Raw genomic sequence first — 13,967 nt, 5'->3', positions numbered from 1 at the left:
GCGTTCTGCGCGGCGGCCGCTACCCGGAAAGAGACCATGAAAGCCATTGAGATCACATCGTTCGGCGCCCCCGAGGTGCTGCGCATGGTGGAACGTCCTGCGCCCGTTGCCGGCGCGGGCGAATTGCTGATCCGTGTGGCCGCGAGCGGTGTCAACCGCCCCGACGTGCTGCAGCGGACCGGCAACTACCCGGTGCCGCCGGGCGCCTCCGACCTGCCCGGACTCGAAGTCGCGGGCGAGATCGTGGCCGGCGACGAGAAGGCGCTGGCCGAGGCCGGCTTCAAGATCGGCGACCACGTCTGCGCCCTGGTGGCCGGCGGCGGCTACGCCGAACTGTGCGTCGCGCCGGTGGCCCAGTGCCTGCCGGTGCCCAAGGGCTGGAGCGACGTCGAGGCAGCCACGCTGCCCGAGACCTTCTTCACCGTCTGGAGCAACGTCTTCGAGCGCGGCCGCCTGCAGAAGGGCGAGACCCTGCTGATCCAGGGCGGCACCAGCGGCATCGGCGTCACCGCGATTCAGCTCGGCAAGGCGCTCGGCGCCACCGTGATCGCGACCGCCGGCAGCGACGACAAGTGCGAGGCCTGTCTGAAGCTCGGCGCCGACCACGCGATCAACTACAAGACGGCCGATTTCGCCGAAGAGGCCAAGCGCCTCACCGGCGGCAAGGGCGTCGACGTCATTCTCGACATGGTGGCCGGCGGCTACGTGGCGCGCGAGATCGACTGCCTGGCCGAAGACGGCCGGCTGGTGATCATCGCGGTGCAGGGCGGTGTCAAGGCCGAGATCAACGCCGGCCTGGTGCTGCGCCGCCGCCTGACCATCACCGGCTCGACCCTGCGGCCGCGGCCGGTGGCGTTCAAGGGCGCGATCGCCAAGGCGCTGCGCGAGCGCGTCTGGCCGCTGCTCGAGAGCGGCGCGGTCAAGCCGATCATCCACAGCCGCTTCGCCGCGGCCGGGGAGCCCAGCGGCGCCGCGCAGGCCCACGTCCTGATGGAATCGAATCAGCACATCGGCAAGATCGTGCTGACCTGGTGAACAACACAGACATGACGACCAAGAAGAAGCTGATCGCAGGCAACTGGAAGATGAACGGCAGCCTGGCTGCCAACGAGGCGCTGCTGAAGGCCTTGCTGGCGGGCGTGGGCGCGCCGGGTTGCGAAGTCGCTGTCTGCGTGCCGGCGCCTTACCTGGCGCAGGTGCAGTCGCTGGTGGCGGGTTCGCCGATCGCGCTCGGCGCGCAGGACCTCTCGGCGCAGGCGCAGGGTGCCTTCACCGGCGAGCAATCGGCGGCGATGCTGAAGGACTTCGGCGTGCGCTACGCGATCGTCGGGCACTCCGAGCGGCGCCAGTACCACGGCGAGACCGACGAGGCCGTGGCGGCCAAGACAGCCATCGCCCTGGCCAACGGCATCACGCCGATCGTCTGCGTCGGCGAGACCCTGGCCGAACGCGAAGCAGGGCGCACCGAAGAGGTCGTCAAGCGCCAGCTGGCCGCCGTGATCCACGTCAACGGCCATTGCATCAGCGAGATCGTGGTGGCTTATGAGCCGGTCTGGGCCATCGGCACCGGCAAGACCGCCACGCCGGCGCAGGCGCAGGCCGTGCATGCGGTGCTGCGCGCCCAGCTGCACCATGCGGCGAGCGAGCACGCCGCCGGCATCCGCATCCTTTACGGCGGCAGCATGAACGCGGCCAATGCGGCCGAGCTGCTGGCCGAAGCCGACATCGACGGCGGCCTCATCGGCGGCGCGTCCCTGAAGGCCCCCGATTTCCTGCAGATCATTGCAGCGGCCCGCTGAACGCGCGGCCGGAAGACAAATTTAGGAGTTAGATCGAATGAACGTGGTCCTCAATATCCTGGTGGGCGTGCAGATGCTCACCGCTCTCGCGATGATCGGGCTGATCCTGGTCCAGCACGGCAAGGGCGCCGACATGGGCGCGGCCTTCGGCAGCGGCAGCGCCGGCAGCCTGTTCGGGGCCAGCGGCAGCGCGAACTTCCTGTCGCGCACCACCGCGGTGCTGGCCGCCGTGTTCTTTGCGTGCACCCTGCTGCTGGCCTACTTCGGCCATGCCCGCCCGGCGGGCGGCGGCAGCCTGCTCGAACGCGCCGCGATCGGCGCGCCGGTGGCTCCGGCCCCGGCCCCCGCGCCGGTCGATTCGGCGGCCCAGATCCCGGCCGGCAGCGCTGCCCCCGCACCGGCGGCGCCTGCCTCGGCACCGGCTGCGCCCGCTCCCGGCGCGGGCCAGATCCCGGCCAAGTGATACAAGTAGAGATCTCTTCGCTCGTCGAGTGAAAACAGGCATTTTTCAGGGTAAACTCTAAAGCTGCACCGGAAAGCCAAAGCCTCACAAGGTTCCTCATGCCATCCGGGCAAGCAAAAACCGCGGTCGTGGTGAAATTGGTAGACACGCTATCTTGAGGGGGTAGTGGCGAAAGCTGTGCGAGTTCGAGTCTCGCCGACCGCACCAAATATCACCGGCAGGAATATTGCTTCCTGCCGGTGGCAAGCGGTGATAGAACCCCCTGATGAACCTCGATTCCTACCTCCCCGTCCTGTTGTTCATCCTGGTCGGCGTCGGAGTCGGCATTGCGCCTCAGGTTCTGGGTTACATCCTCGGTCCCAACCGGCCCGACGCAGCAAAAAATTCCCCTTACGAGTGCGGCTTCGAAGCCTTCGAAGACGCACGCATGAAGTTTGACGTCCGGTACTACCTGGTCGCCATCCTCTTCATTCTTTTCGACCTCGAAATCGCTTTTCTCTTTCCTTGGGCCATCGCGCTCAAGGAGGTCGGTGCCGTCGGCTTCTGGGCCATGATGATTTTCCTGGCCATCCTCGTCGTGGGCTTCGCCTACGAGTGGAAAAAGGGCGCACTCGACTGGGAATGACAAGGAATCCGCAAAATGGCCATTGAAGGCGTCATGAAGGAAGGCTTCGTCACCACCACCTACGACTCGGTGGTGAACTGGGCCAAGACCGGATCACTGTGGCCCATGACCTTCGGTCTGGCCTGCTGTGCCGTGGAGATGATGCACGCGGGCGCCGCCCGCTACGACATCGACCGCTTCGGCATGCTGTTCCGCCCCAGCCCGCGCCAGTCCGATCTGATGATCGTGGCCGGCACGCTGTGCAACAAGATGGCGCCGGCGCTGCGCAAGGTCTACGACCAGATGCCCGAGCCGCGCTGGGTGCTCTCGATGGGCTCGTGCGCCAATGGCGGTGGCTACTACCACTACAGCTATTCGGTCGTGCGCGGCTGCGACCGCATCGTGCCGGTCGACGTCTATGTGCCGGGCTGTCCGCCGACCGCCGAGGCGCTTCTGTACGGAATCATCCAGCTCCAGCAGAAGATCCGCCGCACCAACACGATCGCGCGCGCCTGAAGAGCGAGAGACATGACCGACTTTGCCATTTCTCCCGAGGCGCTGCAGACCCAGATCACCGAAACACTTGGCTCCAAGGCGAAGAGCGTCGTGCTCGCGCTGGGCGAGTTGACGGTGGTGGTGGGTGCCGCCGACTATCTCGAAGCGGCCACCTTGCTGCGTGATGCGCCGGGCTGCCGCTTCGAGCAGCTGATCGACCTCTGCGGCATGGACTACTCCGGCTACCGCGACGGCGAGTGGCAAGGCGAGCGCTTCGGCGTCGTCTCGCACCTGTTGTCGGTGAGCCTCAACCAGCGCGTGCGCCTGAAGGTGTTCGTGCCGAACGAAGACCTGCCGGTCGTCGATTCGTTGACCAGCGTCTGGAACGCGGCCGGCTGGTTCGAGCGCGAAGCCTTCGACCTCTACGGCATCGTGTTCGAGGGGCACGACGACCTGCGCCGCATCCTGACCGACTACGGCTTCATCGGCCACCCATTCCGCAAGGACTTCCCGGTGTCGGGCCATGTCGAGATGCGCTATGACCCGGAACAGAAGCGCGTGATCTACCAGCCGGTCTCGATCGAGCCGCGCGAGATCACGCCGCGCGTGATCCGCGAAGACAACTACGGTGGTGGATTGCACTGATGGCCGAGATCAAGAACTACACGCTGAACTTCGGTCCCCAGCATCCGGCAGCGCACGGCGTGCTGCGCCTCGTGCTCGAGCTCGACGGCGAAGTCATCCAGCGCGCCGACCCGCATATCGGCCTGCTGCACCGCGCCACCGAAAAGCTCGCCGAGTCGCGCACCTTCATCCAGTCGCTGCCCTACATGGACCGTCTCGACTACGTGTCGATGATGAGCAACGAGCATGCGTACTGCCTCGCGATCGAGCGCCTCATGGGCCTCGACGTGCCGCTGCGGGCGCAATACATCCGCGTCATGTTCGCCGAGATCACCCGGCTGCTGAACCACCTGCTGTGGCTCGGCGCGCACGGTCTCGACTGCGGCGCGATGAACATGCTCATCTACTGCTTCCGCGAGCGTGAAGACCTGTTCGACATGTACGAGGCGGTGTCGGGTGCGCGCATGCACGCGGCCTACTTCCGTCCGGGTGGCGTCTACCGCGACCTGCCGGACGTCATGCCGCAGTACAAGGTCAGCAAGATCAAGAACGCGAAGGCGATCGAGCGCCTCAACGAGAACCGCCAGGGCTCGCTGCTCGACTTCATCGACGACTTCTGCAAGCGCTTCCCGAAGATGGTCGACGAGTACGAGACGCTGCTCACCGACAACCGCATCTGGAAGCAGCGCACCGTGGGCATCGGCGTGGTGTCGCCGGAGCGCGCGCTCAACCTCGGCTTCACCGGCCCGATGCTGCGTGGCTCGGGCATCGCCTGGGACCTGCGCAAGAAGCAGCCCTACGACGTCTACGACCGCATGGAGTTCGACGTCCCGGTGGGCGTCACCGGCGACTGCTACGACCGCTACCTGGTGCGCGTCGAAGAAATGCGCCAGGCCAACAAGATCATCCAGCAATGCTCGGCCTGGCTGCGTGCCAACCCGGGCCCGGTGATCACCGCCAACCACAAGGTGGCGGCGCCGGCGCGCGAGTCCATGAAGGCCAACATGGAAGAGCTGATCCATCACTTCAAGCTCTTCACCGAAGGTTTCCATGTGCCCGAAGGCGAGGCCTACGCCGCCGTCGAGCATCCCAAGGGCGAGTTCGGCATCTACCTCGTGAGCGACGGCGCCAACAAGCCCTACCGCCTGAAGATCCGCGCACCGGGCTTCCCGCATCTGGCGGCCCTGGACGAAATGGCGCGCGGCCACATGATTGCCGACGCTGTCGCCGTGATCGGCACCATGGACATCGTGTTCGGCGAGATCGATCGATGAGCCATCCCATGCATTCCGACTCTTCTTCCCACGGCAGCCAAGCGGCGCTGTCGGCCGCCACGCTGGAGCGTTTCGCCCGCGAGGTCGCCAAGTACCCGCCGGCCGGCAAGCAGTCGGCCGTGATGGCCTGCCTGGCGATCGTGCAGCAGGACGAGGGCTTCGTGAGCGAACAGCGCGAGCGCGAGATCGCCGCCTACCTCGGCATGGCCCCGATCGCGGTGCACGAGGTCACGACCTTCTACAACATGTACAACCAGCGTCCGCTGGGCGCGTACAAGCTCAACGTCTGCACCAACCTGCCGTGCCAGCTGCGCGACGGCGCGAAGGCGCTGGCCCATCTCGAGCAGAAGCTCGGCATCCGCATGGGCGAGACCACGCCCGACGGCATGTTCACCTTGCAGCAGAGCGAGTGCCTCGGCGCCTGCGCCGACTCGCCGGTGATGCTGGTCAACGACCGCACCATGTGCAGCTTCATGAGCAACGAGAAGCTCGACCAGCTGATCGACGGCTTGCGCGGCGCCACCGCAAAGGGAGCCCAATGATGTCGCCCGAGCAAGTACTCCAGCAGTTCCAGGCCACCGGCGTCCAGACCTGCTTCCACGACCGCCACATCGAGCCCCAGATCTATGCCGGCCTGAACGGCACCAACTGGCGCCTGGCCGACTACGAGGCACGCGGCGGCTACAAGGCGCTGCGCAAGATCCTCACCGAGGGCCTGACGCCCGACCAGGTGATCGCCGAGGTCAAGGCCTCGGGCCTGCGCGGCCGCGGCGGCGCCGGTTTCCCGACCGGCCTCAAGTGGAGCTTCATGCCGCGCCAGTTCCCGGGCCAGAAGTACCTGGTCTGCAACTCGGACGAGGGCGAGCCCGGTACCTGCAAGGACCGCGACATCCTGCAGTTCAATCCGCACATCGTGATCGAGGGCATGGCCATCGCCGCCTATGCGATGGGCATCAGCGTGGGCTACAACTACATCCACGGCGAGATCTTCCAGACCTACGACCGCTTTGAAGAGGCGCTCGAAGAGGCGCGCGCCGCCGGCTATCTCGGCGACGGCATCATGGGCAGCGCCTACAACTTCCAGCTGCACGCGGCGCACGGCTTCGGCGCCTACATCTGCGGCGAAGAGACCGCACTGCTCGAATCGCTCGAAGGCAAGAAGGGCCAGCCGCGCTTCAAGCCGCCGTTCCCGGCCAGCTTCGGCCTCTACGGCAAGCCGACCACGATCAACAACACCGAGACCTTCGCGGCCGTGCCGTGGATCATCAACAACGGCGGCGTGGCCTACCTCGAGTGCGGCAAGCCGAACAACGGCGGCACCAAGATCTACTCGGTCAGCGGTGACGTCGAGCTCCCCGGCAACTACGAAGTGCCGATGGGCACGCCGTTCTCGAAGCTGCTCGAGCTCGCGGGCGGCGTGCGCAAGGGCCGCCAGCTCAAGGCCGTGATCCCGGGCGGATCGTCGGCGCCGGTGCTGCCGGCCGACATCATGATGCAGTGCACGATGGACTACGACTCCATCGCCAAGGCCGGCTCGATGCTGGGCTCGGGCGCGGTCATCGTGATGGACGACAGCCGCTCGATGGTCGAGTCGCTCAAGCGCCTCTCGTATTTCTACATGCACGAATCCTGCGGCCAGTGCACGCCCTGCCGCGAGGGCACGGGCTGGCTCTGGCGGGTGGTCGACCGCATCCACAACGGCCATGGCAAGGCGTCCGACATGGACCTGCTGAACTCGGTCGCCGACAACATCCAGGGCCGCACCATCTGCGCGCTGGGCGATGCCGCCGCGATGCCGGTGCGGGCCATGATCAAGCACTTCCGTCACGAGTTCGAGGCACTGATCCCGGGCTACGTCCCGAAGACGGCCGCCCGGGCCTGACGAGCGCGAGAAGAAAAACATATGGTTGAAATCGAACTCGACGGCAAGAAGGTCGACATCGTCGAAGGCAGCATGATCATGCATGCGGCCGACAAGGCGGGCACCTACATCCCGCACTTCTGCTATCACAAGAAACTCAGCATCGCGGCCAACTGCCGCATGTGCCTGGTCGACGTCGAGAAGGCGCCCAAGCCGATGCCGGCCTGCGCCACGCCCGTGACGCAGGGCATGATCGTCCGCACCAAGAGCGACAAGGCCATCAAGGCCCAGCAGTCGGTGATGGAGTTCCTGCTGATCAACCACCCGCTCGATTGCCCGATCTGCGACCAGGGCGGCGAATGCCAGCTGCAAGACCTGGCCGTGGGCTACGGCGGCTCTTCCTCGCGCTACGAGGAAGAAAAGCGCGTCGTCTTCCACAAGGACGTCGGCCCGCTGATCAGCATGGAAGAGATGAGCCGCTGCATCCATTGCACGCGCTGCGTCCGCTTCGGCCAGGAAGTGGCCGGCGTGATGGAGCTCGGCATGTCGCACCGCGGCGAGCACTCCGAGATCGAGACTTTCCTGGGCGATTCGGTCGACTCCGAGCTGTCGGGCAACATGATCGACATCTGCCCGGTCGGCGCGCTCACCAGCAAGCCCTTCCGCTACAGCGCCCGCACCTGGGAGCTGTCGCGCCGCAAGTCGGTCAGCCCGCACGACTCCACCGGCGCCAACCTGATCGTCCAGGTCAAGAACAACCGCGTGATGCGCGTGGTGCCGCTCGAGAACGAAGACGTCAACGAGTGCTGGATCGCCGACCGCGACCGCTTCTCGTACGAGGCCCTCAACGGCCCCGAGCGCCTGACGCAGCCGATGCTGAAGCAGGGCGGCCAGTGGCAGCAGGTCGACTGGCAGACCGCGCTCGAATACGTCGCCAACGGCCTGAAGCAGATCAAGGCCGACCACGGCGCGAAGAGCATCGGCACGCTCGCCAGCCCGCACAGCACGCTCGAAGAGCTGCAGCTGGCCAAGCTGCTGACCCACGGCCTGGGCAGCGGCAACATCGACTACCGCCTGCGCAACGCCGAGTTCAGCGCCGCCGAAGGCATCCGCTGGCTCGGCACGTCCGTGGCTTCGCTGTCGCAGCTGCAGCGCGTGCTGGTGGTCGGCTCGAACCTGCGCAAGGACCATCCGCTGTTCGCCCAGCGCATCCGCCAGTCGGTGCGCAAGGGTGGGGCGCTGAGCGCCATCACCTCGGCCGAACTGCTGGCCGATGCCGACGCCTGGGCCATGCCGATCGCCAACGCCGTCACCCTGCCGGCCGACCAATGGGTCGACGCGCTGGTCGAACTGGCGGGCGCCATCGCCGAAAGCACCGGCGCCCAGGCACCGGTCGCCCTCAGCGGCGCCGCCAGCGACGCCGCGAAGGCCCTGGCCGCCTCGCTGCTCGGCGGCGAACGCAAGGCGATCCTGCTCGGCAACGCCGCGGCCCATCACGCCCGCGCCGGCAGCCTGCTGGCGCTGGCCAACTGGATCGGCGCCCAGACCGGCGCCAGCGTCGGCTACCTGACCGAAGCCGCCAACACGGTCGGCGCGCAACTCGTCGGCGCGCTGCCGCGCGACGGCGCCCTGAATGCCGCCCAAATGCTCGCGGGGGGCCTCAAGGCCGTGCTGCTGCTCAACACCGAACCCGTGTTCGACTCGGCCGCCGGCGAGGCCGCGGTGGCAGGCCTCGCGCACGCGCAGATGGTCGTCACGCTGAGCCCGTTCAAGGCCAACCTCGAATTCAGCGACGTGCTGCTGCCGATCGCGCCGTTCACCGAAACGCCGGGCACCTTCGTCAATGCCGAAGGCCGCCTGCAGAGCTTCCACGCGGTCGTCAAGCCGCAGGGCGAAGCGCGTCCGGCCTGGAAGGTGCTGCGCGTGCTGGCGAACCTGCTCGGCCTGCCGGGCTTCGCCTTCGAATCCACCGCCGACGTGCTGGCCGAGATCGACTCGCCGACCCAGGTCGCGGCCGGCAAGCTGTCCAACGCGACCGCCGCCGAGATCGACATGGGCGTCGCGGCCGAATCGGCCCCGGTGGTCGCGAGCATCTACCAGCTCGACTCGATCGTGCGCCGTGCGCCTTCGTTGCAGCTCACCGCTGACGCCCGCCAGGCCGCGGCCCTGCAGGAGGTGTCGGCATGATCGACGCGCTGCACGGCTTCGGCCTCGGCCTGGTCTCGGCCGGCTGGTGGACCGGCTTCCTCTGGCCAGTGATCTGGACCCTGGTCAAGATCATCGTTGTCGTCATCCCGCTGATGGGCGCGGTCGCCTACCTCACGCTCTGGGAGCGGAAGGCCATCGGCTTCACGCAGATCCGCATCGGCCCCAACCGCATCGGCCCGCTGGGCCTGCTGCAGCCGATCGCCGACGCGCTCAAGCTGCTGACCAAGGAAATCATCCTTCCGACGGTGGCCAACAAGGGCTTGTTCCTGCTCGGCCCGATCATGACCATCATGCCGGCGCTGGCCGCCTGGGCGGTCATTCCGTTCGGACCCGAGGTCGCGCTCGCCAACATCAACGCCGGCCTGCTGTTCGTCATGGCCATCACCTCGCTCGAGGTCTATGGCGTGATCATCGCGGGCTGGGCCTCGAACTCGAAGTACGCCTTCCTGGGTGCGCTGCGCGCGTCGGCCCAGATGGTCAGCTACGAAATCGCGATGGGCTTCTGCTTCGTGGTCGTGCTGATGGTGTCGGCCAGCCTGAACATGACGGACATCGTGATGGGGCAGGGCAGGGGCCACTTCGCCTCGATGGGCATCGGCTTCCTGTCGTGGAACTGGCTGTCGCTGCTGCCGATCTTCGTCGTCTACTTCATCTCGGGCCTGGCCGAAACCAACCGCCACCCCTTCGACGTCGTCGAAGGCGAATCGGAAATCGTCGCCGGCCACATGATCGAGTACTCGGGCATGAGCTTCGCGATGTTCTTCCTGGCCGAGTACGCCAACATGTGGCTGGTCTCGATCCTGTGCGCGGTGCTGTTCCTCGGCGGCTGGCTGCCCCCGTTCGACTTCCTGGCCTTCATCCCGGGCTGGATCTGGCTCGGCATCAAGACCTTCTGCGTGGTCACGATGTTCCTCTGGGTCCGTTCGACCTTCCCGCGCTTCCGCTATGACCAGATCATGCGGCTGGGCTGGAAGATCTTCATTCCGGTCACCTTGGTGTGGCTGGTGGTGGTCGGCGCCTGGATGCAGACCCCCTTCAACATCTGGAAATAACCGGAACTGCCATGACTGCGCCTTCTGCCAGCGCGCTTGCGCGCTCCTCCACGACCGCCTCCGCGCCTTTCTCGCTCAAGGACTTCCTGTCCAGCTTCATGCTGGTGGAACTGTTCAAGGGCCTCGCGCTGACCGGCAAGTACGCCTTCAGCCGCAAGATCACCGTCCAGTTCCCGGAAGAGAAGACGCCGCTGTCGCCGCGCTTTCGCGGCCTGCACGCGCTGCGCCGCTACGAGAACGGCGAAGAGCGCTGCATCGCCTGCAAGCTCTGCGAGGCCGTGTGCCCGGCGCTCGCGATCACGATCGAATCCGATGTCCGCGACGATGGCTCGCGCCGCACCACGCGCTACGACATCGACCTGACCAAGTGCATCTTCTGCGGCTTCTGCGAGGAAAGCTGCCCGGTCGACTCGATCGTCGAGACCCACATCTTCGAATACCACGGCGAGAAGCGCGGCGACCTGTACTTCACCAAGGACATGCTGCTCGCCGTCGGCGACCGCTACGAAAAAGAAATCGCCGCCAACAAGGCGGCGGACGCCAAGTACCGCTGAAAAGCGGCTGGCTGAACCTCGAAGAAAACGAATCCAATCCATGGACGCCAAGACCGGTCTGTTCTATCTGTTTGCCGCGGTGCTGCTGTTTGCAGCCTTCCGCGTCATCACCGCGCGCAACCCCGTGTATGCGGCGCTCTACCTGGTGCTGGCGTTCTTCCAGGCGTCGGCCATCTGGCTCCTGCTGCGCGCGGAATTCCTCGCGATCTCGCTGGTGCTGGTCTATGTCGGGGCAGTGATGGTGCTGTTCCTGTTCGTCGTCATGATGCTGGACATCAACGTCGAGGGATTGCGCGAGGGCTTCTGGAAGCACTTCCCGCTGGCCGCCGGCGTCGGCGCGCTGATTGCGCTCGAGATGGCCGCGGTGCTGATGGGCGGCTTCCGCCTGAGCGCGCCCAAGACCCCGCTGGCCTCCGGCCCGGACACCTCCAACACGCTCGAACTCGGCAAGCTGCTCTATACGCAGTACCTCTATCCGCTCGAGATCGCCGCCGTGATCCTGCTGGTGGCGATCATCGCCGCCATCGCGCTGACCCTGCGCACCCGCAAGGACAGCAAGTACGTGAACCCGGCCGACCAGGTCCGCGTCAAGGCGCGCGACCGCGTGCGCATCGTCCAGATGCCCGTCACGCGACAGGCCGAACCGGCCGCGGAGCCAGCAGCGCCCGCAGCGGAGACCAAGGCATGACGCTCACGCTCGGACACTTCCTTTCGCTCGGCGCGATGCTCTTCGCGCTGTCGGTCATCGGCATTTTCCTGAACCGCAAGAACCTGATCGTTCTGCTCATGTGCGTCGAGCTGATGCTGCTCGCGGTCAACATGAATTTCGTCGCCTTCTCGTACTTCCTGGGCGACATGCACGGACAGATCTTCGTCTTCTTCATCCTGACGGTCGCGGCGGCCGAGTCGGCCATCGGGCTGGCGCTGCTGGTGCTGCTGTTCCGCAACAAGTCGAACATCAACGTCGACGAGCTGAATGCGCTGAAGGGCTGAAGAAGGTTTACTCATGAGCGCTACTCTTTCCGCATCCACCCTGCTGGCCGTCCCGCTGGCGCCCCTGGTCGGCGCCGTCGTCGCCGGCCTGTTCGGCACGAAGTTCGGCGGCAACCACATCGGCCGCCGCGTCACCCATTCGCTGACCATCCTCGGCGTGCTGGTGTCCTTCATCATCTCGGCGATGACGCTCAACAGCGTGGTCAACGACGGTGCCCGCTTCAACGCCACCATCTACGAATGGATGACGGTCGGCGGCCTCAAGATGGAAGTCGGCTTCCTGATCGACGGCCTGACCGCGATGATGATGTGCGTCGTGACCTTCGTGTCGCTGATGGTCCACATCTACACCATCGGCTACATGCAGGAGGATGACGGCTACAACCGCTTCTTCGCCTACATCTCGCTCTTCACCTTCTCGATGCTGATGCTCGTCATGAGCAACAACATGCTCCAGCTGTTCTTCGGCTGGGAGGCGGTGGGCCTGGTGTCCTACCTGCTGATCGGCTTCTGGTACAACCGGCCGACCGCGATCTTCGCCAACATGAAGGCCTTCGTGGTCAACCGGGTCGGCGACTTCGGCTTCATCCTGGGCATCGGCCTGCTGGCCGCCTACGCCGGTTCGCTGAACTACGGCGAAGTCTTCGCCAAGGCCGACGCGCTCGCCAAGCTGAGCTTCCCGGGCACCGAGTGGATGCTCCTCACGGTGGCCTGCATCTGCCTGTTCATCGGCGCCATGGGCAAGAGCGCGCAGTTCCCGCTGCACGTCTGGCTGCCCGACTCGATGGAAGGCCCGACCCCGATCTCCGCCCTGATCCACGCCGCGACCATGGTCACGGCCGGCATCTTCATGGTGGCGCGGATGTCGCCGCTGTTCGAACTGAGCGACACGGCGCTGAGCTTCATCCTCGTGATCGGCGGCATCACCGCGCTGTTCATGGGTTTCCTGGGCGTCATCCAGAACGACATCAAGCGCGTGGTGGCCTATTCCACGCTGTCGCAGCTCGGCTACATGACCGTGGCACTCGGCGCCTCGGCCTATTCGGTGGCCGTGTTCCACCTGATGACGCACGCCTTCTTCAAGGCGCTGCTGTTCCTCGGCGCCGGCTCGGTGATCATCGGCATGCACCACAACCAGGACATGCGCTGGATGGGCAACGTGCGCAAGTACATGCCGATCACCTGGATCACCTCGCTGGTGGGCTCGCTGGCGCTGATCGGGACGCCGTTCTTCTCGGGCTTCTATTCGAAGGACAGCATCATCGAAGCGGTGCACGAGAGCCACCTGTGGGGGTCGGGCTTCGCCTACTTCGCGGTGCTGGCGAGCGTGTTCGTCACCGCGCTCTATTCGTTCCGCATGTATTTCATGGTGTTCCACGGCAAGGAGCGCTTCGACCAGAACCCGGACGCGCACCACGACGACCACGGTCACGGCCACGACGACCATCACGAGCCGCACGAGTCGCCGTGGGTGGTCTGGGTGCCGCTGGTCGCGCTGGCGATCCCGTCGGTCGTGATCGGCTTCATGACGATCGAGCCGTTGCTTTTCGGCGAGTTCTTCAAGGGTGCGATCTACGTCGACGCAAGCAAGCATGAAGCCATGAAGGAACTGGCCGAGGCTTTCCACGGTCCGGTGGCGATGGCCCTCCACGGCCTGACGGCAGCGCCGTTCTGGCTCGCACTCGCCGGTGTCGTGGTGGCCTGGTACCTGTACCTGGTCAACCCGGCCCTGCCGGCCGCGATCAAGCGCGCCTTCGGCCCGATCTACACCCTGCTCGAGAACAAGTACTACATGGACTGGTTCAACGAGAACGTCATTGCCCGCGCCACCCGCGCCCTCGGCACCGGCCTCTGGAAGGGCGGCGACCAGGGGATCATCGACGGCGGCATCGTCAACGGCTCATGGAAGCTGGTCGGCCGCATCGCAGGTGCGGTGCGCTGGCTGCAGACGGGCTTTATCTATCACTACGCTTTCTCGATGCTGATCGGCATCTTCGTCCTGATGTCGTACTTCGTCTGGTTCAAGCGGTAAGCGGCTCT

15 protein-coding genes and 1 tRNA gene are annotated in these 13,967 nt (G+C 65.8%); all 16 read left to right on the top strand.

The features are described 5' to 3' along the window. The first annotated feature begins 36 nt into the window (after positions 1–36). The 16 genes from QZH52_RS12170 (at position 37) to nuoL (ending at position 13,959) form a co-directional block, all read left to right on the top strand. Positions 37–1,035, top strand: coding sequence for an NAD(P)H-quinone oxidoreductase (locus tag QZH52_RS12170; protein ID WP_301808652.1), 999 nt, complete (start codon positions 37–39; stop codon positions 1,033–1,035). 11 nt (positions 1,036–1,046) lie between these two features. Then, on the top strand, positions 1,047–1,799 hold the full coding sequence (tpiA, locus tag QZH52_RS12165; RefSeq protein WP_301808649.1) for a triose-phosphate isomerase: 753 nt from the start codon (positions 1,047–1,049) through the stop codon (positions 1,797–1,799). Positions 1,800–1,836: 37 nt separating this feature from the next. Further along, positions 1,837–2,262, top strand: a complete 426-nt coding sequence (gene secG, locus QZH52_RS12160) for a preprotein translocase subunit SecG (RefSeq protein ID WP_301808644.1) — start codon at positions 1,837–1,839, stop codon at positions 2,260–2,262. 122 nt (positions 2,263–2,384) lie between these two features. Continuing rightward, a tRNA-Leu gene (locus QZH52_RS12155) sits at positions 2,385–2,469 on the top strand. A 58-nt stretch (positions 2,470–2,527) separates the two neighbouring features. After that, complete coding sequence (locus tag QZH52_RS12150) at positions 2,528–2,887, top strand: NADH-quinone oxidoreductase subunit A (protein ID WP_301808641.1); 360 nt, start codon at positions 2,528–2,530, stop codon at positions 2,885–2,887. Positions 2,888–2,902: 15 nt separating this feature from the next. Then, a complete protein-coding gene (locus tag QZH52_RS12145) occupies positions 2,903–3,382 on the top strand; it encodes a NuoB/complex I 20 kDa subunit family protein (protein WP_021008163.1) in 480 nt (159 codons plus the stop codon). Between the two features lie 12 nt (positions 3,383–3,394). After that, complete coding sequence (locus QZH52_RS12140) at positions 3,395–4,006, top strand: NADH-quinone oxidoreductase subunit C (RefSeq protein WP_301808620.1); 612 nt, start codon at positions 3,395–3,397, stop codon at positions 4,004–4,006. After that, complete coding sequence (locus QZH52_RS12135) at positions 4,006–5,259, top strand: NADH-quinone oxidoreductase subunit D (RefSeq protein WP_286529783.1); 1,254 nt, start codon at positions 4,006–4,008, stop codon at positions 5,257–5,259. The genes QZH52_RS12140 and QZH52_RS12135 overlap by 1 nt, the downstream gene beginning before the upstream one ends. An 8-nt stretch (positions 5,260–5,267) precedes the next feature. Further along, positions 5,268–5,801 (top strand): NADH-quinone oxidoreductase subunit NuoE family protein, encoded by a 534-nt coding sequence (locus QZH52_RS12130; RefSeq protein ID WP_286371379.1) that lies wholly within the window; start codon positions 5,268–5,270, stop codon positions 5,799–5,801. Continuing rightward, the gene (nuoF, locus tag QZH52_RS12125; RefSeq protein WP_286532239.1) at positions 5,801–7,141 is read left to right on the top strand and encodes an NADH-quinone oxidoreductase subunit NuoF; all 1,341 of its coding nucleotides are present in this window, start codon (positions 5,801–5,803) and stop codon (positions 7,139–7,141) included. Before QZH52_RS12130 ends, nuoF begins: the two co-directional genes overlap by 1 nt. Before the next feature lie 21 nt (positions 7,142–7,162). Then, positions 7,163–9,307: an NADH-quinone oxidoreductase subunit NuoG gene (gene nuoG, locus QZH52_RS12120; RefSeq protein ID WP_301808609.1), complete on the top strand. Its 2,145-nt coding sequence runs from the start codon at positions 7,163–7,165 to the stop codon at positions 9,305–9,307. Further along, positions 9,304–10,380, top strand: a complete 1,077-nt coding sequence (gene nuoH / locus QZH52_RS12115) for an NADH-quinone oxidoreductase subunit NuoH (protein WP_301808607.1) — start codon at positions 9,304–9,306, stop codon at positions 10,378–10,380. Before nuoG ends, nuoH begins: the two co-directional genes overlap by 4 nt. 11 nt (positions 10,381–10,391) lie before the next feature. Then, positions 10,392–10,934, top strand: coding sequence for an NADH-quinone oxidoreductase subunit NuoI (gene nuoI / locus QZH52_RS12110; protein ID WP_286371383.1), 543 nt, complete (start codon positions 10,392–10,394; stop codon positions 10,932–10,934). Between the two features lie 40 nt (positions 10,935–10,974). Continuing rightward, the gene (locus QZH52_RS12105; protein WP_301808604.1) at positions 10,975–11,622 is read left to right on the top strand and encodes an NADH-quinone oxidoreductase subunit J; all 648 of its coding nucleotides are present in this window, start codon (positions 10,975–10,977) and stop codon (positions 11,620–11,622) included. Beyond that, positions 11,619–11,927: an NADH-quinone oxidoreductase subunit NuoK gene (nuoK, locus tag QZH52_RS12100; RefSeq protein WP_286371385.1), complete on the top strand. Its 309-nt coding sequence runs from the start codon at positions 11,619–11,621 to the stop codon at positions 11,925–11,927. Before QZH52_RS12105 ends, nuoK begins: the two co-directional genes overlap by 4 nt. A gap of 13 nt (positions 11,928–11,940) precedes the next feature. Next, on the top strand, positions 11,941–13,959 hold the full coding sequence (gene nuoL, locus QZH52_RS12095; protein WP_301808597.1) for an NADH-quinone oxidoreductase subunit L: 2,019 nt from the start codon (positions 11,941–11,943) through the stop codon (positions 13,957–13,959). The last annotated feature ends 8 nt before the right edge of the window (positions 13,960–13,967 follow it).

Source organism: Variovorax ginsengisoli (assembly GCF_030486595.1).
In the GTDB taxonomy this organism is placed as follows: Bacteria; Pseudomonadota; Gammaproteobacteria; order Burkholderiales; family Burkholderiaceae_C; genus Variovorax; species Variovorax ginsengisoli_B.
Note: the sequence above shows the minus strand (reverse complement) of the source record. Positions and strands in the feature narration are given on the sequence as shown.

What these genes read in the sequence shown, in the direction of transcription:
- QZH52_RS12170 (WP_301808652.1), top strand. Translation starts at nt 37, where the DNA reads ATGAAAGCCATTGAGATCACATCGTTCGGCGCCCCCGAGGTGCTGCGC.
- tpiA (WP_301808649.1), top strand. Translation starts at nt 1,047, where the DNA reads ATGACGACCAAGAAGAAGCTGATCGCAGGCAACTGGAAGATGAACGGC.
- secG (WP_301808644.1), top strand. Translation starts at nt 1,837, where the DNA reads ATGAACGTGGTCCTCAATATCCTGGTGGGCGTGCAGATGCTCACCGCT.
- QZH52_RS12150 (WP_301808641.1), top strand. Translation starts at nt 2,528, where the DNA reads ATGAACCTCGATTCCTACCTCCCCGTCCTGTTGTTCATCCTGGTCGGC.
- QZH52_RS12145 (WP_021008163.1), top strand. Translation starts at nt 2,903, where the DNA reads ATGGCCATTGAAGGCGTCATGAAGGAAGGCTTCGTCACCACCACCTAC.
- QZH52_RS12140 (WP_301808620.1), top strand. Translation starts at nt 3,395, where the DNA reads ATGACCGACTTTGCCATTTCTCCCGAGGCGCTGCAGACCCAGATCACC.
- QZH52_RS12135 (WP_286529783.1), top strand. Translation starts at nt 4,006, where the DNA reads ATGGCCGAGATCAAGAACTACACGCTGAACTTCGGTCCCCAGCATCCG.
- QZH52_RS12130 (WP_286371379.1), top strand. Translation starts at nt 5,268, where the DNA reads ATGCATTCCGACTCTTCTTCCCACGGCAGCCAAGCGGCGCTGTCGGCC.
- nuoF (WP_286532239.1), top strand. Translation starts at nt 5,801, where the DNA reads ATGTCGCCCGAGCAAGTACTCCAGCAGTTCCAGGCCACCGGCGTCCAG.
- nuoG (WP_301808609.1), top strand. Translation starts at nt 7,163, where the DNA reads ATGGTTGAAATCGAACTCGACGGCAAGAAGGTCGACATCGTCGAAGGC.
- nuoH (WP_301808607.1), top strand. Translation starts at nt 9,304, where the DNA reads ATGATCGACGCGCTGCACGGCTTCGGCCTCGGCCTGGTCTCGGCCGGC.
- nuoI (WP_286371383.1), top strand. Translation starts at nt 10,392, where the DNA reads ATGACTGCGCCTTCTGCCAGCGCGCTTGCGCGCTCCTCCACGACCGCC.
- QZH52_RS12105 (WP_301808604.1), top strand. Translation starts at nt 10,975, where the DNA reads ATGGACGCCAAGACCGGTCTGTTCTATCTGTTTGCCGCGGTGCTGCTG.
- nuoK (WP_286371385.1), top strand. Translation starts at nt 11,619, where the DNA reads ATGACGCTCACGCTCGGACACTTCCTTTCGCTCGGCGCGATGCTCTTC.
- nuoL (WP_301808597.1), top strand. Translation starts at nt 11,941, where the DNA reads ATGAGCGCTACTCTTTCCGCATCCACCCTGCTGGCCGTCCCGCTGGCG.